Annotated in this window: 19 protein-coding genes, 1 tRNA gene and 1 rRNA gene; 15 read left to right on the top strand and 6 right to left on the bottom strand. The window is 40.0% G+C overall.

Annotation, left to right across the window (positions count from 1 at the left end):
- Positions 1–3: 3 nt before the first annotated feature.
- The gene (locus PCY08_RS01290) at positions 4–567 is read left to right on the top strand and encodes a sugar O-acetyltransferase (RefSeq protein WP_223140257.1); all 564 of its coding nucleotides are present in this window, start codon (positions 4–6) and stop codon (positions 565–567) included.
- Between the two features lie 137 nt (positions 568–704).
- Here PCY08_RS01290 and PCY08_RS01285 read toward each other — a convergent pair whose 3' ends face one another.
- Both PCY08_RS01285 and PCY08_RS01280 read right to left on the bottom strand, forming a co-directional pair.
- On the bottom strand, positions 705–1,388 hold the full coding sequence (locus PCY08_RS01285; protein ID WP_301559180.1) for a DUF4956 domain-containing protein: 684 nt from the start codon (positions 1,386–1,388) through the stop codon (positions 705–707).
- Entirely contained in the window at positions 1,381–2,157 is a 777-nt protein-coding gene (locus tag PCY08_RS01280) for a polyphosphate polymerase domain-containing protein (RefSeq protein ID WP_045762620.1), read from the bottom strand. The genes PCY08_RS01285 and PCY08_RS01280 overlap by 8 nt, the downstream gene beginning before the upstream one ends.
- 206 nt (positions 2,158–2,363) lie before the next feature.
- Here PCY08_RS01280 and PCY08_RS01275 point away from each other — a divergent pair, with 206 nt between their 5' ends.
- Positions 2,364–3,611 carry a carbohydrate-binding domain-containing protein gene (locus tag PCY08_RS01275; RefSeq protein WP_301559179.1) on the top strand — a complete coding sequence of 416 codons (1,248 nt, stop codon included), beginning with the start codon at positions 2,364–2,366 and terminating at the stop codon, positions 3,609–3,611.
- A 39-nt stretch (positions 3,612–3,650) separates the two neighbouring features.
- Here the strand turns inward: PCY08_RS01275 and PCY08_RS01270 are convergent, their stop codons facing one another.
- The 3 genes from PCY08_RS01270 to PCY08_RS01260 all read right to left on the bottom strand — a co-directional run bounded on the left by PCY08_RS01270 (position 3,651) and on the right by PCY08_RS01260 (position 5,435).
- Positions 3,651–3,800, bottom strand: a complete 150-nt coding sequence (locus PCY08_RS01270; protein WP_241768464.1) for a hypothetical protein — start codon at positions 3,798–3,800, stop codon at positions 3,651–3,653.
- 297 nt (positions 3,801–4,097) lie between these two features.
- The gene (locus PCY08_RS01265) at positions 4,098–4,973 is read right to left on the bottom strand and encodes a LysR family transcriptional regulator (protein ID WP_045762621.1); all 876 of its coding nucleotides are present in this window, start codon (positions 4,971–4,973) and stop codon (positions 4,098–4,100) included.
- A gap of 111 nt (positions 4,974–5,084) precedes the next feature.
- Positions 5,085–5,435 carry a helix-turn-helix domain-containing protein gene (locus PCY08_RS01260; protein WP_045762636.1) on the bottom strand — a complete coding sequence of 117 codons (351 nt, stop codon included), beginning with the start codon at positions 5,433–5,435 and terminating at the stop codon, positions 5,085–5,087.
- Between the two features lie 323 nt (positions 5,436–5,758).
- On the opposite strand from PCY08_RS01260, the gene PCY08_RS01255 reads away from it, so the two are divergent.
- The 3 genes from PCY08_RS01255 (at position 5,759) to mprF (ending at position 10,959) form a co-directional block, all read left to right on the top strand.
- Complete coding sequence (locus tag PCY08_RS01255; RefSeq protein WP_045762637.1) at positions 5,759–7,384, top strand: malolactic enzyme; 1,626 nt, start codon at positions 5,759–5,761, stop codon at positions 7,382–7,384.
- Positions 7,385–7,467: 83 nt separating this feature from the next.
- The gene (locus PCY08_RS01250) at positions 7,468–8,415 is read left to right on the top strand and encodes an AEC family transporter (protein WP_045762622.1); all 948 of its coding nucleotides are present in this window, start codon (positions 7,468–7,470) and stop codon (positions 8,413–8,415) included.
- Between the two features lie 18 nt (positions 8,416–8,433).
- Complete coding sequence (mprF, locus tag PCY08_RS01245) at positions 8,434–10,959, top strand: bifunctional lysylphosphatidylglycerol flippase/synthetase MprF (protein WP_080936291.1); 2,526 nt, start codon at positions 8,434–8,436, stop codon at positions 10,957–10,959.
- 214 nt (positions 10,960–11,173) lie between these two features.
- Here the strand turns inward: mprF and PCY08_RS01240 are convergent, their stop codons facing one another.
- The gene (locus PCY08_RS01240) at positions 11,174–11,308 is read right to left on the bottom strand and encodes an HAD family hydrolase (protein ID WP_241768466.1); all 135 of its coding nucleotides are present in this window, start codon (positions 11,306–11,308) and stop codon (positions 11,174–11,176) included.
- A 97-nt stretch (positions 11,309–11,405) separates the two neighbouring features.
- On the opposite strand from PCY08_RS01240, the gene PCY08_RS01235 reads away from it, so the two are divergent.
- The 10 genes from PCY08_RS01235 to PCY08_RS01190 all read left to right on the top strand — a co-directional run.
- Positions 11,406–12,170, top strand: a complete 765-nt coding sequence (locus PCY08_RS01235) for a nucleoside phosphorylase (RefSeq protein WP_301559178.1) — start codon at positions 11,406–11,408, stop codon at positions 12,168–12,170.
- Positions 12,171–12,202: 32 nt separating this feature from the next.
- Positions 12,203–13,582, top strand: coding sequence for a TrkH family potassium uptake protein (locus tag PCY08_RS01230; RefSeq protein ID WP_045762638.1), 1,380 nt, complete (start codon positions 12,203–12,205; stop codon positions 13,580–13,582).
- A gap of 13 nt (positions 13,583–13,595) precedes the next feature.
- Positions 13,596–14,261 carry a TrkA family potassium uptake protein gene (locus tag PCY08_RS01225; protein ID WP_301559177.1) on the top strand — a complete coding sequence of 222 codons (666 nt, stop codon included), beginning with the start codon at positions 13,596–13,598 and terminating at the stop codon, positions 14,259–14,261.
- A 157-nt stretch (positions 14,262–14,418) separates the two neighbouring features.
- On the top strand, positions 14,419–16,647 hold the full coding sequence (locus PCY08_RS01220) for a fibronectin-binding SSURE repeat-containing protein (protein ID WP_301559176.1): 2,229 nt from the start codon (positions 14,419–14,421) through the stop codon (positions 16,645–16,647).
- Between the two features lie 123 nt (positions 16,648–16,770).
- A complete protein-coding gene (locus PCY08_RS01215; RefSeq protein ID WP_301559175.1) occupies positions 16,771–17,469 on the top strand; it encodes a response regulator transcription factor in 699 nt (232 codons plus the stop codon).
- Entirely contained in the window at positions 17,466–18,518 is a 1,053-nt protein-coding gene (locus PCY08_RS01210; protein ID WP_301559174.1) for a cell wall metabolism sensor histidine kinase WalK, read from the top strand. The genes PCY08_RS01215 and PCY08_RS01210 overlap by 4 nt, the downstream gene beginning before the upstream one ends.
- A 194-nt stretch (positions 18,519–18,712) precedes the next feature.
- Positions 18,713–19,324, top strand: coding sequence for a 30S ribosomal protein S4 (rpsD, locus tag PCY08_RS01205; RefSeq protein WP_000092756.1), 612 nt, complete (start codon positions 18,713–18,715; stop codon positions 19,322–19,324).
- Positions 19,325–19,529: 205 nt separating this feature from the next.
- Positions 19,530–19,994: a sigma-70 family RNA polymerase sigma factor gene (locus PCY08_RS01200; RefSeq protein ID WP_301559173.1), complete on the top strand. Its 465-nt coding sequence runs from the start codon at positions 19,530–19,532 to the stop codon at positions 19,992–19,994.
- Positions 19,995–20,066: 72 nt separating this feature from the next.
- A tRNA-Glu gene (locus PCY08_RS01195) sits at positions 20,067–20,138 on the top strand.
- 241 nt (positions 20,139–20,379) lie between these two features.
- Positions 20,380–20,458 (top strand): 16S ribosomal RNA (locus PCY08_RS01190); the annotation flags it as partial.

Here is a 20,458-nt window from a genome sequence, read left to right as displayed (position 1 = left end):
GATATGAAAACTGAATACCAAAAAATGATTGTGGGGGAACCCTATCACCCATTCGACCCAGAACTCCGTTCTCTAGCACAAACAGCGCGACAAAAGCAAGCTGCTTTTAATGAAGAAGTTGATCCAGTAAAAGGTATGGAAATCATCAAAGGATGGTTTGGCTCTACGGGTCAAAACCTCTATGTCAATCCTCGATTGGTGGTAGATTACGGGGTCAATATTCATCTGGGAGAAAATTTTTATTCCAATTGGAATTTAACTATGCTAGATGTTTGTCCTATAACCATCGGTGACAATGCTATGATTGGTCCCAACTGTCAATTTTTAACACCCCTTCACCCACTGGACCCCGACGAACGAAACTCGGGACTAGAATTTGGCAAACCCATCACGATTGGTAAGAATTTTTGGGCAGGTGGTGGTGTCATTGTCCTACCGGGTGTTACTTTAGGTGATAATGTCGTTGCAGGAGCAGGAGCGGTCATTACAAAATCCTTTGGTGACAACGTAGTTCTAGCAGGAAATCCAGCACGAGTTATCAAAGAGATTCCAGTTAAAGGAAACTAAAGGTTGTAGAAAGAGAAAGTGAAGTCTTTTTCACAAGAGCTCTTTGGAATTGGAAAGCCTAATCAGTCTCAGTTTCAAAAACCTATTGCTAGCAAAAAACGAGGTCGGAATTTTTATCCCAGCCTCGTTTTTCGTTTTTAGAGATTCTTTCTCTTTTTAGCTTTTTTAGTCAATACCACATCGCATTGATCAATATTTTGTGTAAGATAGCTAGTCACTTGGAAATCATCGACCTCTGTTTTTAGCTCGACTTCATAGACAATACTAAGGTTGTCCCCTGCATTTGTGCTATTGATCGTAATCATGTCAATTTCTGAGCAGAATTGGTCAAGAGCTGATTGGATAGCTTCTTGTACCTTATATTGATTAGCTACCGTGATTGTCAAAAGTCTACGACGTTGATTGTCAGTTTTGACTTGTTGATTTTCCAAAAGGAACCAAACGCCCAAGATAAAGAGCGTGAAGAGAATTGCTAGGAAGAGATAGCCTGTTCCACAAGCCAGACCGATAATCATGGCTAGGAAAATTGCAATCAGTTCTCTTGAACCACTAGTTGCAGAACGGAAACGAATCAAACTAAAAGTTCCTGCTACAGCAATTGAAGTTCCCAAGCTTCCATTGACCAGAAAAATAACTAAGGTCATAAGGCAGGGAAGCAGAGTCAAGCTGATAGCAAATTCTCTGGTGTAGAGGGTCCGATATTTGTAGGTCCAAGTAAGTGCCAAACCGAGGACTAGACTGACTAGAAGTGCCAGCAGTAGTTGGAAGGGATCAGCACTTGCAGTGGCATTGTTGAAAATTGAATTAAATAGATTAAGCATAAGCAGTACCTGCGCTTTCTATACTGGGACGTGGTGTATAAGGAAGCCCTTGAGATTTGTGGTAAGCACAACTGTATTTTGAAAATTTGTGCTCCATCAAACCATACTTGTCTAGGATGTTTTGTAACCACTGGGGTTTGTTTCCAGGAGCCTTAATCTCCATAATTACAGTATTGTCATCTAGTAAAGCATCTCCATGGTTTCCAGCGAAAAGACTGACATTTTCATCTCTATAGACTAGATTTTGGTCAATTGTGATACGAATTTTATTATAGTCGTAGCCCTCGATGTATTTTTTTTCTTTTAATGAATAACGATCGTAGTAGATGTACATACGAGGCTGGATAGCCTGCTTGTAATCCTGATGAAGTTTTTTCACTTTTTCAATGACGACTGTATCAGTAATGCTAGCATCCAGGTGCCCTTTTGTCATAAAATTAAGAATAGAAATAGGAGTTGAGAGTAGTCTAAATTTGCGACCAACTCCTTCTTGATCCTTGGTTTTGATTTCTAAAAATACTTGACTATCTGCTTTGGGTTGACTGAGATAGGTCCGCATCCGAACCTTTTCTTTTCGATTATTTCCAAAATCATCATCTTGGAGCACATCAAAATCTTCCGTATCAAAGTAGATATTTGAAATAGTTGAAATTGGATAGTCGTCTTCTACTAAATATTCTTTTAAATCTTGGATGAGTTTGTCTATTTTATCTTTGGAGACAATATATTTGGTTTCAATCCGTTTGAAAGTTGTTTCTAATGGTTTCATAAGTCTTTCTCCTCTTGCTTTCAGTTATACTATTTTTAAACAAGGTGAACTTGCTTGTCTACAATTCTAGAGGGGGTTTCTAAAACTTTTGTTAAATTTAACTTAATTGAAACTAAACTTAAGAAAACTTTCAGAAAAAGTTTAGGCTTCTTTTAGGAAAGACCCGTAGACTAAGAGCATGTAAAATGAAAGACGAGGAAACGAGCATGAAAGCAAAAAAATGGACATTCCTATTAACAAGTATAACAACTCTAGCACTGGTAACAGCATGTACCCAGTCAACCTCAAATACAACAGCTAGCAATAGTACTGCAACGACAACAGTAACTACCAATAAGAAAACATCTAGTTACTTTACAGATAAGGACTATGATACTTCTTATGATGAAAAAACAGCTGCAACTGTAACTTTGTCAGGATCAACGGCGACGGTATCAGGTGACGGAGTGGCCGTATCAGGATCTACCGTTACAATCTCTAAGTCAGGTACCTATGTGATTTCTGGTCAATCTGATGGAGTTCAAATCAAGATCGAAGCTGGAAGTTCAGATGACGTACACATCGTTCTAAATGGTGTCACCATGACCAATACCAATGCAGCTATTTCTGCTACATCAGCTGGCCATGTTTACTTAACTCTAGCAGATGGGACAACCAATAGCCTCTCAGATTCAGCTTCAAATAGTGATGACAAGGCTGACGCGGCCCTCTTCTCTAAAGTGGACTTGACCATCAATGGTAAAGGAACTCTCAATGTAGATGGTAAGAAAAACAATGGTATTAAGGCCAACGATACACTTCACATCACTGGCGGAACCTACAATATCACAGCAGTTGGAGACGCCTTTAATGTTAATGATGAACTCAACATTACTGGAACGACAATGACTATCGATGCTAAGGAAGATGGTGTCAAGGTCGACAATGATGAGGATACATCTGTTGGAACCATGTATCTCTCTGATAACACTATAACCGTTACTGCAGGTGATGATGGTATCCATGCCTCAGGTGATTTGGTTATCGATAGTGGAACCTATACAGTCAAGAACTCTACAGAAGGGCTTGAAGGTAAGTCTATCACCATCAACGGTGGGGACATTACTATTTACGCGACAGATGATGGTGTCAATGCAGCCAACAAAAATGCCCAACAAAGTGAAATTTTCTTCACCATGAATGGAGGGAACTTAACAGTTGAAGTTGGCCAAGGAGACACGGATCCAATTGATTCAAACGGTAATATTACAGTTAATGGAGGAACCATCAAAATGACAGGTCAATCTGGTTTTGACTTTGACGGAACAGCGACCTACACAGGTGGAGACATCTACCTCAATGGTGAAAAACAAACTGAAATCGTCAATTCCATGCCTGGAGGCGGAGGAGCACCTGGCGGTGGCCCTCAAGGAAATGATGGCCCTGGTGGTGGTGCACCTGGTGGTCACCCATAAAAGAAAATCTCCTTTCTCGAAAGAGAAGGGAGATTTTTTTCAATTTTTGGGAAAAGCTGCAGGAGCAGCTTGGGTTGTTGCAGGTGTGACGTCATCAGCAGAAGCAATAGTAGTTCCTGTGAAGACAGTTCCTAAAACAACGGAAGCTAAGGTTAGAGTTTGTTTACGTAAAATAGTATATTTTTTCAAAATACGTCCCCTTTTTAATAAACTATTTTCTCTGATACCGGTTTTTAAAAACTTATCAACGATATATTAATCAAGGCTTTTGGACTTTTCATATCTCTAGTTATTAATAAAAAACCGAACAAGAAAAATATACCTGAAATAATTTAAATACACAAAACTCACGAAAAAAATAGGATTCCTACAAATTTGCAGGAATCCTTATTTTATCGGTGTTTCTACTTTATTTTTATACGTAAAAAATACTAGCTAGTTACTTTATTTATGCTTCTACATTAGCACTAAGAACAAAGATGGCGACTAGTTTAGTAATTTTTCAAAGAATTGGATGACCTCCGGTTTGAGATTACTTTCCTTCGGTTCAACTAATGAAACGTAAAAACTAATCCGTTCATTTTCTGCCATCGGAATCGCGATCAGTTCTTCTTCACCATCTGTTAGTGCAAGATCTGCTAGTAAGCTAATTCCAACTTGTTTCCGAAGGAGTTGTTTTAGAAGCTGAATATCATCCGTCTGAAAGAAGGGAGTAGCCTTATGGTGATAACGCTCATTCAACTGTTCAAAGGCTTTTAAATGAACAAAGTGCTCATCTGGAATGATAAAATCTTCATTGATGACGTCTGAAAATTGTAATATCTTTTTTGAGGCTAGTGGATGGTTGTGATGAAGGATATAGAAGAGATCTCGTTTGGCCATTTCTCTTACCTGGAAGCGATGGTCTTTAATCGGTTCCAAACTCCCCAAAAAACTAGCATCTAGCTCTCCTTTGGAAAGTAATTCCAACAGTTCGACAGATCCTTCTTGAACAGGATGGATACTTTGAAGAGCTGCAACATTACTGATAAAGGCGGGTTGTTTTCGGACAAGATAGTCAATGATGATTGGTGGGAAACCAATCGTATTGAATTGAGAGAGACTCCGTAGAATCTCTTTTTTTGCCCCTTGAATCTCAGGTAAGACCTTTTGAATATGTCGTAGCAAGATTTCTCCTTGGGGCGTCAATTTGAAAGTACGGTGAGAAGGATCGTGCACAATTAATTGGCAGTGAAATTCCTTTTCTAGTCGTTTAATCGCATAGGAAACGGATGGTTGACTGATCCCGTGTTTTTGCGCAACCCCAGTAAAGGATTGCTGTTGACTAAGATCAAAAAAATAATAAAAGTCCTTAAGATTCATTGGGCTCCCTCTTCTAAATAGACAGAAATGGATAAGAAAAAATTATCCGTGATAGCTAATTTGACTATATGATTTTTTGTTTGTTACAATCTAAGGTGAGTCAGAGGACAATTAAAGGCTATCTAAAAGATCTTCGAAAATCTTTAGGAACTTCTCCCTTTTTCCAACTGGAAGTTGTTTGATTTTCATATTTACTCTCTTAAGTGAAAGGCTATCGGTAGGATCTGAAGATGCTTCGAGTGAATCAAAATTGAAGAATTCTTCAGGAGTTAACTCAAGAGCAGAAATGACTTTTTCAAGACTGTGAATGGTCAGATTCACATTTTGATTTTCCAATTGATTGATGTATTTTAATCCAAGGTCTGCCCGTTCCGACAGCTCCTCTTGACTCATGTTCTGTTTATTTCGCAAATATTTGACTTTTTGCGCTATATACCGTTGTAAATAATGTTTTGTTTTCATGTAACCAGAATACAAGTTTTAAATAACAAAATTAACACCTTAAACAAAACAAAGTATGCTATAAGAAACATATTTTTAATTTTTGATGGGAATAACCTTCTAAAAACGTGGAAAGGATCTCGCTTTTTAAAAAGATGATCAGGACGATTTAGTAAGGAATGGATAAATCTATTATCTTGTTATTGCTTGAAGTTCCGTCATTTTAGGGTGCGTCGTCTAAATTTTCATTTAGTGACTCATTCATATTGTATCATATATAGAACAAAGTGTCATATAAAGCAAAAAAGTGTTATAATAGAATAAACTAATAAGGAGGTCACATGATGACTGCACATGATATTTTAAACAACCCCTTCCTTAACAAAGGAACTGCCTTTACCTTGGAGGAACGTCAGAAACTAGGTCTCATTGGCCTTCTGCCACCTTACGTTCAAACCATTGAAGAACAAGCAGCACAAACTTATGCGCAAATGCAAACAAAGGTTAACGATTTGGAAAAACGTTTATTCTTGATGGAAATTTTTAATACCAACCGTACCCTTTTCTATTACCTGTTTGCTCAACATTTGGAAGAATTTAATCCCATTGTCTATGACCCAACCATTGCTGATACCATTGAGGGTTATAGCGACCTCTTTGTAGATCCACAATATGCGGCCTATCTTGACATCAATCACCCTGAAAATATCGAAACAACTTTGAAAAATGCAGCGGGTGATCGTGAAATTCGTCTTATTGTTGTGACAGATGCAGAAGGTATTCTCGGTATTGGTGACTGGGGTACAAATGGTGTCGATATTTCTGTTGGGAAATTGATGGTCTATACTGGAGCTGCAGGAATTGATCCTTCCATGGTGCTTCCTTTAGTCATTGATGCAGGTACCAACCGTGAAGAATTGCGTAACAATCCTAATTACTTAGGAAATCGTCACGAACGTGTACGTGGTGATCGTTACTATGATTTTATCGATCAATTTGTCCAAACTGCAGAACGTCTTTTCCCTAAACTCTACCTTCACTGGGAAGATTTCGGTCGCTTAAATGCTGCCAACATTCTTGAAAAATACCGGAAGCAAATTCCAACCTTTAACGATGATATCCAAGGAACTGGTATCGTGACCTTGGGTGGTATCTTTGGTTCACTGGATATTACAGATGAAAAATTAACGGATCAAGTTTACCTCTGCTATGGTGGTGGAACTGCTGGTGCAGGGATTGCCTCTCGTGTGCTTCGCGAAATGGTTAGTGAAGGTCTGCCTGAAGAAGAAGCCTATAAACGCTTCTTTATGGTAGATAAACAAGGTCTCCTCTTTGATGACATGGACGACCTAACTCCAGAACAAAAACCATTTGCTAAGAAACGCTCTGATTTTGCCAATGCGGATAAGTTAACGGACCTTCTTGAAGTAGTGAAGACGGTTAAGCCAACCATTCTTGTGGGAACTTCAACTCAGCCAAATACCTTCACTAAAGAAATCGTAGAGGCTATGTGTGAAAATACTGAACGTCCAATGATCTTCCCATTGTCTAATCCTACGAAGCTCGCAGAAGCAAGTGCCAAAGATTTGATTGAATGGTCAGATGGAAAAGCGTTTGTTGCAACAGGAATTCCAGCTGGTACAGTTTCCTATAAAGGAGTAGACTACGTGATTGGTCAAGCGAACAATGCGTTGATCTATCCAGGTCTTGGACTTGGTATGTTGGCCTCTGAAGCGAGTCTCTTGACAGATGAAATGATTGGTGCCGCTGCACATTCATTGAGTGGGATTGTCAATCCAGGTCAACCTGGAGCACCAGTCTTACCTCCGTTTAAGTATGTAGCCGATGTTTCCATCAAAGTAGCGGAAGCAGTTGCTAAAAAAGCACAAGAACAAGGTCTTGCACGTGCTCAAGAAACAGATATGGCTAAAGCGGTCCGTGATTTGAAATGGTATCCAGAATATAAATAAGTAAATGGAAATGGGGTGTACGAGTGCGACTGGATGCCTCGTATCCCTTTTGCTATATGTCCTATTATAAAGAAAGGGAGACTATGGAAATCTTTATAACGTCAATTCAGAGTATTGTACCCATTATCGTCATCATCATTCTTGGTTATTTCTTGCAAGTCCGTGGTTGGTTCCAAGAGAGTTTTGGAAATGACTTATCTAAACTCATTATGAATGTGGCTATGCCTGTGGCAATTTTTACCTCTGTTCTTAAATATTTAACCTTAGATAAGCTGATTAGCTTGTCTGGTGGTTTGCTCTATACGTTTATCGCCTTCATTCTTGGTTATCTAGCGGCCTTTATTGCGGTGAAAGTTTTTAAAGTGCGCTCAGGACGCCGAGGAACCATGATTAATACCTTTGTCAATGCCAATACTATTTTCATTGGTTTGCCTTTAAATATCGCTCTGTTTGGGGATCAAGCCCTTCCTTACTTCTTGGTATATTATATTACAAATACTATCTCTACTTGGACCTTAGGTGTCTATCTGATGACTTCTGATAGCAAAGAAGGGGCTTCAAAACAGACTCAAAAATTTAATTGGAAGAAGCTCTTCCCTGCTCCTTTATTAGGTTTTCTCGTAGCCCTCGCCTTTTTAGTGCTCCGTCTGCCTGTTCCAAGTTTTGCGGAAAGTACCTTGACCTATATTGGTAGTTTAACAACGCCATTATCACTTGTCTATATTGGTATCGTTCTAGCGAAGGCGGGACTTAAGACCATTCGCTTTGATAAGGATACCATTATCACACTGGTTGGTCGTTTTATCCTTGCGCCGGTCATCATGCTCCTAGTTTTGAAGTTCTTCTCTCCAAATATGGTAGCATCAGAATTTAGAACCTTTATGATTCAATCAGCAACACCTGCTTTAGCGGTTCTTCCTATCCTTGCCAATCAAGGAAAAGGCGATGTTGAGTTTTCAACGAATGTGGTCACTCTCAGTACGGTTTTATTTGTAATTGTGGTTCCGATTCTACAGACATTATTAGGATAAAAGGAGTAGAGTTTGCAAATGCTTTTGAATTGGCTTAAAAAATGGCAAACACTTATCAAACTCGTTTTATTTCTGTCTATTACTAGTCTAGTTATTGTAGAGATAACTAGACTTTTTAAAACAATTTCGTTTGATAAGATTAAAGAAATACTGGGAGGACTGTCTCCACTAAATGTCATCTGTTTAGCATTGTTTGGTTTTATGGCCGTTGCGCCAATGATCATCTATGATAGAATCTTAAATCAAGAGCTTCATCAAAAACAAAAAATTTCTTACTTACTCGAAACTAGCTGGACTATTAATAGCTTGAATAATATGATTGGTTTTGCCGGTTTGGTGGATGTTGGTTTACGATATTCTTTCTATGGAGATGAAGAACGACCTGAAAAAAGTATGCAGGGGATTTCTCGTGTCATTCCTTATTTCATGAGTGGATTCTCACTGTTTGCTCTAATCAGCTTAGTTTTAACAGGGTTATTCCCTGTATCAATTGGGATTAAACAGTATTGGCCAGCTCTTTTAGGAGCTAGTCTCTATCTTCCAATTGTACTATTTGTTTCAAATAGAAAAAATTGGGCTTATTTTGGTCAGCTGAGTGGAAGAACAATTTTATCATTAGTATTGGCTTCAGCTCTTGATTGGGCTAGCATCATTGGTTTTTTCCTTTTAGTTGGATCTGTTTTAGGGTTTCATTTACCGATTTATGACATCATCCCCCTTTTTATGATTGCGATTACAATCGGGATTATGTCAATGATTCCTGGTAGTCTAGGTAGTTTTGATTTAATTATGGTATCTGGTTTAGTTGGCCTTGGGATTGATAAGACTCAGGCACTAAGTTGGTTACTTTTATTTAGGTTATTCTATTATATTCTTCCTTTTGGTTTAGGAGTTGTTCTATTCTTGAAAAATATGGGTGGACGACTTAATGAGAAGTATTTAGGAATTCCACACAAGGTCATTGAGACTTTATCCACTATTGTATTAGTTTGGGGGTTACGACTTTTTGGCTTCTTTTTTATCGTTTCAGCTATAGTTCCTCAAGAATTAGAGCATCTTCCTTTGCTTAAAGATCTTGCAACTAGTACTGGTCAGTTTGTTTTTCAACTTCCTAGTATCCTTCTCGGTGTTCTATTCTTTCTGCTAGCAAGAATAGTCAAACGACGATTGAAATTTACCTTAGCACTTACGACTGGACTAGGTTTGGTTAGCCTTGTTTATTTGAATATTGGTTCTTTTTCTTTAATAAGTAGTATTTTCTTAATCAAACTTTTATCTCTCATTTGGTGGAAGAAAGATACATTTGTTCGCAGGCATTATATCTATGTTTGGGAAGATTGTTGCAAAGATATTATTTATATTGGTGGAACGCTCTTTTTGACACTAGTTTTGCTAGGGCATTTGAATCCTCATCATGTGTTTCAGTTAAACCATTTCTCTCACGTAATGACACATTGGCTTTATCTTCTTAGTGTGTCCCTTGTTTTGGTGTCTCTATATGTGTTGCTTCTTCGTAAAAGTAATCAATTCAAAGGGGAAATTGGAGAAAGCTTTGATAAGCAACGTTATCAAGATTTTGTTAGTACAATACCAAATCTCAATTTAGATGCGGCCTTAGCTTTTTTAGGTGATAAATACTTATATTGGTACCAAGAGTATGGCCAAGACAAAGTGGTGTTCCAATTTGCAATTGAAAACAACAAGTATGTTGTCATGTCGGATCCACTAGCGCAGTCGGGCTATTTAGAAAAAGGCTTATCACAGTTTTTAGAAGATGCAGAGGCTGCAAATGTAGCTGTTATTTTCTATGAAGTTAATCAAGAAACGACGCTCTTGCTTCATGAATATGGGTATGACTTTATGAAGTTTGGCGAGACTGCTCAGGTGCCATTAGAGAGATTTACAATCGAAGGGAAACATGGGAAGAAATTTAGAACGATTGTTAATAAGTTGGAGAATAAGGGATATCAATTTCAAGTTTTAGAACCTCCCTTTGATGAGGATTTGCTAAGCGTCCTTAAAGAAATATCGGATAGCTGGTTAGATGGCCGCCAAGAAAAAGGTTTTTCACTTGGTTACTTTGATGAAAAGTATATTCAACTAGCACCGATCGCACTTGTAAGGGATAAGGATGATAACGTTCAGGCTTTTGTTACTTTTTTAGCAAGTAACGGACCTGAAGAAGCCAGTATTGATTTGATGCGCTACCACTTAAGGACAGCCCCTGATGGTATCATGGATTATCTTTTTGTAAACTTATTACTTTATTTTAAAGAAGAAGGAGTTATCTTCTTTGATTTAGGTATGGCACCCTTGTCAAATGTAGGAACTGAGAAACATAGTTTCTTACAGGAAAAAGTGGCTTATCTCATCTATGCTTTTACCAATCGCTTTTATTCCTTTAGTGGTCTTAGACAATATAAACAAAAGTTTAATCCAATCTGGGAATCGCGCTATGTTGCATACCCCCGTGATACATGGTTGATACTAGATATGCTAGCCATTTATAGAGTTGATAATCGAAAAGTAAAGAGATTATCGTAATAACTATTAGTTTTAAACAGTATATGATGACTTTCGATTTTTTGCATGACTAGGCACTTAGTTTAAGTCTTTATAATCTTATTGAAACAGTAATAGCAGATTTTCGGTCAAATATGATTTGAACCTTTGCAAAAATAAACTGCACCTCACAGTTAGAATTTTTAGCTTAACTGTAGGGTGCAGTTTTCCTTTATGTGTCTATTTTAAATAGTTTCTAAATCCGGACATAGGTTTCAACAGCTTGTCTAGCCCCGTTTTCATTGTTGGTCTTTGTCACAAAGGCTACTCCATCTTTCAATTCTTGAGGAGCGTTGCCCATGGCAACACCAATTCCAGTTTTTTTGAGCATAGGGGGTCATTGCCTTAAGATAAGTTTTTTATTTAGACTTCACTTTGACTTTCTTTCTGCTTTTGATATAATAGTAAAAATTTAGAGGAGGTATTCTATGATTCAGAAACACGCTATTCCTATTTTAGAGTTTGATGACAATCCTCAGGCAGTCATTATGCCCAACCATGAAGGTTTAGATTTACAGTTGCCAAAGAAGTGTATTTATGCGTTTTTGGAGGAGGAAATTGACCGCTATGCTCAGGAAGTGGGAGCAGAGTGCGTTGGGGAGTTCATTTCTGCCACTAAAACCTATCCTGTTTATGTTATGGACTACAAAGGTGAAAAAGTGTGTTTGGCCCAGGCTCCTGTTGGTTCTGCACCAGCAGCCCAGTTTATGGATTGGTTGATTGGCTACGGTGTGGAGAAAATCATTTCCACCGGTACTTGTGGGGTGCTTACTAATATAGAAGAAAATGCCTTTCTAGTTCCAGTCAGAGCATTGCGTGATGAAGGAGCCAGCTACCATTATGCGCCACCATCTCGTTATATGGATGTTCATGTAGAAGCTGTTTCTGCCATCGAGCAAGTCTTGGAACAACTAGGTGTCCCTTACGAAGAAGTCATGACCTGGTCGACAGACGGATTTTACCGAGAAACCACTGAAAAAGTTGCCTATCGCAAGGAAGAAGGCTGTGCAGTTGTAGAGATGGAGTGTGCAGCTCTAGCGGCAGTGGCTCAACTTCGTGGAGTTATCTGGGGTGAGTTGCTGTTTACGGCTGATTCATTGGCAGATCTTGATAACTATGACCAGCGCGATTGGGGTGCGGAAGCTTTTGAAAAGGCGCTAGAACTCTGTCTTGAGATCGTTAGTCATATGTGAGTATTCTCAGCTTTTTGTGGTACAATGTAGCTATGTTATTAAAATTAATTGTTGAAAAAATAAATACCACTTTGGGGCGTTTATCACCTGCTCGGCGAATCTTTTTAAGCTTTGCTTTGGTTATTTTTCTAGGTTCCCTCCTGTTGAGTCTACCACTCGTACAAGCTCCAACATCTCATGCCGGTTATTTTGATCATTTGTTTACAGCTGTATCCATGGTCTGTGTGACAGGACTGTTTACCTTACCTGTCGCTTCTACCTACAATGTTTGGGGGCAGCTGATTTGTATGGTCTTGATTCAGATTGGTGGTTTGGGGCTCATGACCTTTATAGGAGTCTTCTATATTCAAAGCAAGCAAAAGCTAAGTCTTCGAGGTCGTGAAACGATTCTGGAGAGTTTTAGTTTTGAAGAAACTCAGTCTTTGAAGGATTTCCTACGTTCCATCTTTTTGACGACTTTTTTAGTAGAAGGTTTAGGAGCCTTTCTACTGAGTTTTCGTTTTGTCCCCGAGTTTGGTTGGGGCCGAGGAATTTTTACTTCCATTTTCGTAGCAATTTCAGCTTTCTGTAATGCTGGATTTGATAATTTTGGAAGTACAAGTTTAGTAGCTTTTCAAACTGATCCTTTGATTAATTTAGTGATAGCAGGCTTGATTATTACGGGTGGTCTAGGTTTCATGGTTTGGTTCGACTTGGCTACCCAATTAGGAAAGAAGAAAAAGCGTCGTCTACGTTTCCATACTAAGCTAGTCCTCTTCTTAACAGCGGGGATTTTATTTGCTGGAACAGTTTCAACCCTCTTGATAGAGTGGAACAATTCGGGAACGATTGGCAATCTCAGCTTCCCAGATAAATTGCTGGTTAGTTTCTTCCAAACTGTCAGCATGCGGACGGCAGGATTTGCGTCTATTGATTTTACTCAGGCTAGTCCTGTTACCTTGATGATCTATATTTTGCAGATGTTTCTGGGTGGGGCACCTGGCGGTACAGCAGGGGGACTAAAAATCACAACCTTCTTTGTCTTGTTGGTATTCGCACGCAGTGAACTTTTAGGGTTACCTCATGCCAATGTAGCACAGAGAACGATTGAACCTCGGACAGTCCAAAAATCATTCAGTGTCTTCATTATTTTTTTATTGACTTTTCTGGTTGGCTTGATTTTACTAGGAATAACAGCAGAAGGGAATCCGAAATTTATCTATCTGATGTTTGAAACAATTTCAGCGCTTGCCACGGTTGGAGTAACTGCTAATTTGACACCAGAATTAGGCAAATTAGCTCTCAGCATTGTCATGCTACTGATGTTTATCGGACGAATTGGGCCACTGACGCTATTAGTCAGTTTGGCTGAGTATCGACCAGATAAGAAAGATATGATTCACTATATGAAAGCAGATATAACCATAGGATAAGAAAGGATAAACTATGTCAGATCGGACAATCGGAATTTTAGGTTTGGGTATTTTTGGGAGTAGTGTTCTGGCTGCTCTCGCTAAGCATGATGTAAATATCATAGCCATTGACGACCATGAGGAACGAATCAATCAATTTGAACCGGTCTTAGCGCGTGGCGTTGTTGGTGACATCACAGATGAGGACCTCTTGCTATCAGCGGGGATTGATACTTGTGATACAGTAGTCGTCGCAACTGGTGAAAATCTAGAGTCTAGTGTTCTAGCAGTCATGCATTGCAAGAGTCTGGGTGTATCGACTGTTATTGCTAAGGTTAAAAGCCATACAGCAAAAAAAGTCCTTGAAAAAATAGGTGCAGACTCAGTCATTTCACCAGAGTTTGAGATGGGACGCTCTTTGGCACAGACGATTCTCTTCCATAATAGTGTAGATGTCTTTCAGTTAGACAAGAATGTCTCAATTGTAGAAATGAAAGTTCCTGTATCGTGGGTAGGAAAGAGCCTTAGCCAATTAAATCTTAGAGGACGGTACAATCTCAATATCCTCGGTTTTCGTGACTACGAAAATGCTCCTTTGGATGTACAGTTTGGACCAAATGATCTATTGAAAGCTGACTCCTATATCATGGCAGTGATCAATAACCAATATTTGGATACCCTAGCAAGCCTCAGTGAGTAGAAGAGGAATGACTATTCTTTTTTTCAATGACTATTGAGTCAATATAAGTATTTTATAAGAGGGATTTAAGAAAAATTTTAACTTTTTCTTAATCCTTTTTAATTTTAGGAGATTATACTAGAGTCATCAAATAAAGAAAAACTCTAAGGAGAATCCTATGAAATTCAATCCAAATCAAAGATATACTCGTTGGTCTATTCGCCGTCTTAGTGTCGGTGTTGCCTCAGTTGTTGTGGCCAGTGGCTTCTTTGTCCTAGTCGGGCAACCAAGTTCTGCACGTGCCGATGTGGTCAATCCGACCCCTGCTCAAGTCGTGCCAGATACAGATTCGGTGAGTGCAAAGAGCGACTTACCAGCAGAACTTCTCAAAGAAGCAGTCGATACAGCTCTTCCTTCAGAGCAGGCAGACTCAGCACCTAAAGCAAGCTTGGATACTACAAGCTCACCAGAAAAAGCGGATGTAGCTGCTAAAGACCAAGTGGTAGCGCCAAAAGAAGAAGTGCAAGCAAAACCTGAATCTAAGAAAGAAACAGAAGATGTGGTTAAACCTGCGACAAATCCTGCGCCTGCAGTTACTGGACAAGACCGTGAAGCAAGTGAAGATCAACCAGCAACCACTCCAGCCGAAGTGCAAAAAGGTGTAGCCGACAACACTAAAGACACGGTAGACGTCCCAGCTACATACTTGGATAAAGCCAATTTCCCTGGTCCATTCACAGCCGGTGTTAACCAAGTCATTCCATACGAATTCTTCGCTGGCGACGGCATGTTGACTCGCCTTATCTTGAAAGCCTCAGACAAGGCTCCATGGTCAGACAACGGTTCAGCTAAAAATCCTGCTCTTCCACCAGTAGAGAAATTGGGCAAAGGCCTTTACTTCTATGAAGTAGACTTGGCAGGTACCCAAGGCAAATCTGACAAAGAGTTGCTTGACTTGTTAAAACAAAACGGCACACAAAGCTATAAAGCAACTATTAAAGTGTATGGTGCGAAAGATGGCAAAGCTGACTTAACTAATCTTGTAGCCACTAAAAATTTGGATGTCAACTTGAACGGCTTAACCACCCCGGCTGAAGTTCAAAAAGGCGTGACTGATAATACCAAAGACACAGTTGATGTTCCAGCTACTTACTTGGACAAGGCTAATTTCCCTGGCCCATTCACAGCCGGAGTCAACCAAGTGATTCCATACGAATTCTTCGCTGGCGACGGCATGTTGACCCGCCTCATCTTAAAAGCATCCGATAAGGCCCCATGGTCAGACAACGGCTCAGCCAAAAATCCGGCCCTTCCACCAGTAGAGAAATTGGGCAAAGGCCTTTACTTCTATGAAGTAGACTTGGCAGGTACTCAAGGTAAATCAGATAAAGAGTTGCTTGATTTGTTAAAACAAAACGGCACTCAAAGCTATAAAGCTACTATTAAAGTGTACGGTGCGAAAGATGGCAAAGCAGATTTGAGCAACCTCGTAGCGACTAAGGATTTGGATGTCAACTTGAACGGCTTGACCACCCCTACTGAAGTTCAAAAAGGTGTGGCCGACAACACCAAAGACACAGTAGATGTCCCATCTTCTTACTTGGACAAGGCTAACTTCCCAGGCCCATTCACAGCCGGAGTTAACCAAGTCATTCCATACGAATTCTTCGCCGGCGACGGCATGTTGACTCGCCTTATCTTGAAAGCCTCAGACAAAGCCCCATGGTCCGACAACGGCTCAGCCAAAAATTCTGCTATCCCACCAGTAGAGAAATTGGGCAAAGGCCTTTACTTCTACGAAGTAGACTTGGCAGGTACCCAAGGCAAATCTGACAAAGAGTTGCTTGACTTGTTAAAACAAAACGGCACTCAAATCTATAAAGCTACTATTAAAGTGTACGGTGCGAAAGATGGCAAGGCCGATTTGACTAACCTCGTAGCGACTAAGGATTTGACAGTGAACTTGAATGGACATCAGTCTCTTATTCCGATGCAGTCAGGTTTCGTTCCATCTTCTAATGGTTCAGCTATGCCGACTCCAATGATGAATAGTCATCAAGGTGCTTCTAATATGAAAGCTCAAATGCCAGCTGCTAGCCGGGATAAGATGATGCCTAACAAAGAGCGAGACAAAACCATGAATGTTAGTCAGCTAATGGCAACTCCAAGTATGAAGCAAGACAAAGTTCCAGCAGCCTCAAGCAAAATGTCTGATGAAGGCAAGATGGCATCTAATAATAAGGTATCAAGTCCAATGATGGCTGATCAAATGAAAGAGCAAAAAGACATGCTTCCATATACTGGTGAAGCCCAAACCTCAATGGCTACTCTTGGTTTCTTTGGACTCGCCTTGGCCGGACTGCTAGGTGGTCTCGGTTTGAAAGCTAAAAAAGAGGATAATGACTAGTCTAGCTACAGACTTTCTATCTAGGATTTAAAAAATCCAGATAGCGATTAGAATGTTCGTAAAGAGATTAAAATAGTGTTATACTATTGTGGTATAGCACTGTTTTTTTCAAAGGAGAGACAGATGGGAAAGACAATTTTACTCGTTGACGACGAGGTAGAAATCACAGATATTCATCAACGCTATCTGGTTCAGGCAGGATATCAGGTTTTGGTAGCTCATGATGGAGTAGAGGCCTTGGAAATTTTCAAGCGAAAAGCGATTGATTTGATTATTACAGATATCATGATGCCTCGGATGGATGGTTATGATTTGATTAGTGAGGTCCAGTATCAATCTCAAGATCAGCCTTTTCTCTTTATCACAGCTAAGACTAGCGAGCAGGACAAGATTTATGGCCTGAGCTTAGGGGCAGATGACTTTATTGCCAAGCCCTTTAGCCCTCGTGAGCTGGTTTTGCGTGTCCACAATATCTTGCGTCGCCTTCATCGTGGAGGTGAGACAGAAGTCGTCAGTCTCGGGGATTTACGGATGAATCACGGTAGTCATGAGGTCCAAGTCGGAGATGTAGCACTTGATTTGACAGTCAAATCCTTCGAGCTTTTATGGCTTTTAGCCAGCAATCCAAAGCGGGTTTTCTCTAAGACAGATCTCTATGAAAAGGTCTGGCAAGAAGACTATGTGGATGATACCAATACCTTGAATGTTCATATTCATGCATTGAGGCAGGAGTTGGCTAAATATGCCAGTCCAGAAACGCCCACCATCAAAACCGTCTGGGGTTTGGGCTACAAAATTGAGAAAGCACGAGGTAGTCAATGAAATTAAAAAATTATATTCTAGTAGGTTATATCATTTCAACACTCCTAACGATTATCGTGGTTTTTTGGGCCGTCCAGCGAATGTTAATTGACGAAAGAGAGATTTATTTCCTAGTGGGTATGACTCTCATGGCAAGTTTTGTCGGTGCTGGGATTAGTCTCTTTCTCCTATCACCAGTCTTTACTTCATTGGACAAACTCAAGGAACATGCTAAGCGAGTAGCGGACAAGGATTTTCCTTCAAATCTGGAGGTTCAAGGGCCTGTAGAATTTCAGCAGTTAGGGCAAGCTTTCAATGAAATGTCTCATGATTTACAGGCGACCTTTGATTCCTTGGAAGAAAGCGAACGGGAAAAGGGCTTGATGATTGCCCAATTATCGCATGATATCAAGACTCCCATCACTTCGATCCAAGCGACGGTAGAAGGGATTTTGGACGGGGTTATCAAGGAAGGAGAACAAGCCCATTATCTAGCAACCATTGGACGCCAGACAGAACGGCTTAATAAACTGGTTGAAGAGTTGAATTTTTTAACCCTTAATACAACTAGAAATCAGGAGAAGACGACTGGAAAAGACAGCATTTTTCTGGATCAGCTCTTGATTGAGTGCATGAGTGAATTTCAATTTTTGATTGAGCAGGAGGAGAGAGATGTCCACTTGCAAGTGATTCCTGAGTCTGCACGGATTGAAGGAGATTATGCCAAACTTTCTCGTATCTTGGTTAATCTGGTTAATAACGCTTTTAAATACTCTGCACCAGGAACCAAGCTGGAGGTGGTAGCTAAACTGGAGAAGAGCCAGCTTTCAATCAGTGTGAAGGATGAGGGACAGGGGATTGCCCCAGAGGACTTGGAGAATATTTTCAAACGCCTTTATCGTGTCGAAACTTCGCGTAATATGAAAACAGGTGGTCATGGCTTAGGCCTTGCGATTGCGCGTGAATTGGCCCATCAATTAGGTGGAGAAATCACAGTTACCAGCCAGTACGGCCTAGGAAGCACCTTTACCCTCCTTCTCAACCTTTCTGGTAGTGAAAATAAAGCTTAACCCCCCTTTACAAATCCAGCGATTCATGGTAAAATGGATTTTGTGTGAAATATCAGCAGGAAAGCATGAAGCTCGTCAACAGGTGTCTTATAATAAGTAACCTTGGCTGTTTAGGCGAAGGGCATCTGCACGAATCAGGGCTTTCTAAGTGACTATTTCCACCGAAATATTATTTATATCAGGAGGACATTCACATGTCACGTTATACAGGACCATCTTGGAAACAAGCTCGTCGCCTTGGCCTTTCACTTACAGGTACAGGTAAAGAATTGGCACGTCGTAACTACGTACCAGGACAACACGGACCAAACAACCGTTCTAAATTGTCAGAATACGGTTTGCAATTGGCTGAAAAACAAAAACTTCGTTTCACTTACGGTGTAGGTGAAAAACAATTCCGTAACTTGTTCGTACAAGCTACAAAAATCAAAGGCGGAATCCTAGGTTTCAACTTCATGCTTCTTTTGGAACGTCGTTTGGATAACGTTGTTTACCGTCTTGGTCTTGCGACTACTCGTCGTCAAGCTCGTCAATTCGTAAACCACGGCCACATCCTTGTTGACGGAAAACGCGTTGATATCCCATCATACCGTGTAACCCCAGGTCAAGTGATCTCAGTTCGTGAAAAATCATTGAAAGTTCCAGCTATCCTTGAAGCAGTAGAAGCAACTCTTGGACGTCCAGCATTCGTATCATTCGACGCTGAAAAATTGGAAGGTTCATTGACTCGCTTGCCAGAACGCGATGAAATCAACCCAGAAATCAACGAAGCACTTGTCGTTGAATTCTACAACAAAATGCTTTAATTTTAAGATTTGTTTTACAAAAAGCCTACAACGGTGGGCTTTTTGCTTTGTCTGAAAATTAGACCATGAAAAACTAGCAAGCTTTATGTGAATTACAAACTCATAATCCATAACATTACAGACTTGAAAAAACACAAGATAGGAACGATGGCCCTTCTTTCCCCCTTTCTCTGCTATACTACAAGCAGAGAAAGGGGGAAAGCAAATGCTTGAGAAGTACTATGAGAAGGTAAAAGGAATTGTTCATAAATGTAGAAAAGATTACTACCTCCACCTGTGGGAGAAAGAAGATTGGGACCAAGAAGGCATGATCTGTCTTCATGAACTTTTAGAACACCATCCAGAACTGGTGGAAGAAGAAAAGAAACTCTACGTCTACTTCAAAACAAAATTTCGCAATCGAATCCTTGATAGCGTCAGAAAACAAGAGAGTCAAAAGCGTCGCCTAGACCGGATGGCCTACGAAGAAGTAGGGGAGATTAGCCATCGCCTACCAGAAGGAGGATTGTGGTTGGATGATTACTACGCCCTTCATGAATTGTTGAATACTTATAGAAGAAAATTACCAGAAGATAAGCAAGAAGCTTATGAACGCCTCTGGGCAGACGAACGATTTAAAGGTCGCAAAGCCCTTCTCAGAGAGCTGAAGGAAAGATTACAAGACTTCTAAAAAAAATTAAAAAAAGGTGTTGACAAAGTAAGAAAAGTCGGTATAATAGTAAGAGTTGAAAATAACAACTCTGGTCCGTTGGTCAAGGGGTTAAGACACCGCCTTTTCACGGCGGTAACACGGGTTCGAATCCCGTACGGACTATAGTATGAAGCAGATGGAACACTAGATGAAAAAAATTAAAAAAAGTTTCAAAAAAGTGTTGACAAGCGAAAGCGGCTGTGATATACTAATATAGTTGTCACTTGAGAGAAGCGAGTGACAAAGACCTTTGAAAACTGAACAAGACGAACCAATGTGCAGGGCACTACAACTGAAGTTGTAGTACTGAACAATGAAAAAACAATAAATCTGTCAGTGACAGAAATGAGTGAGAACTCAAACTTTTAATGAGAGTTTGATCCTGGCTCAGGACGAACGCTGGCGGCGTGCCTAATACATGCAAGTAGAACGCTGAAGGAGGA

The sequence above is a fragment of the Streptococcus sp. SO4 genome (genome assembly GCF_030440055.1).
Taxonomy (GTDB): Bacteria; Bacillota; Bacilli; order Lactobacillales; family Streptococcaceae; genus Streptococcus; species Streptococcus nidrosiense.
This window is presented reverse-complemented; position numbering and strand designations above follow the sequence as displayed.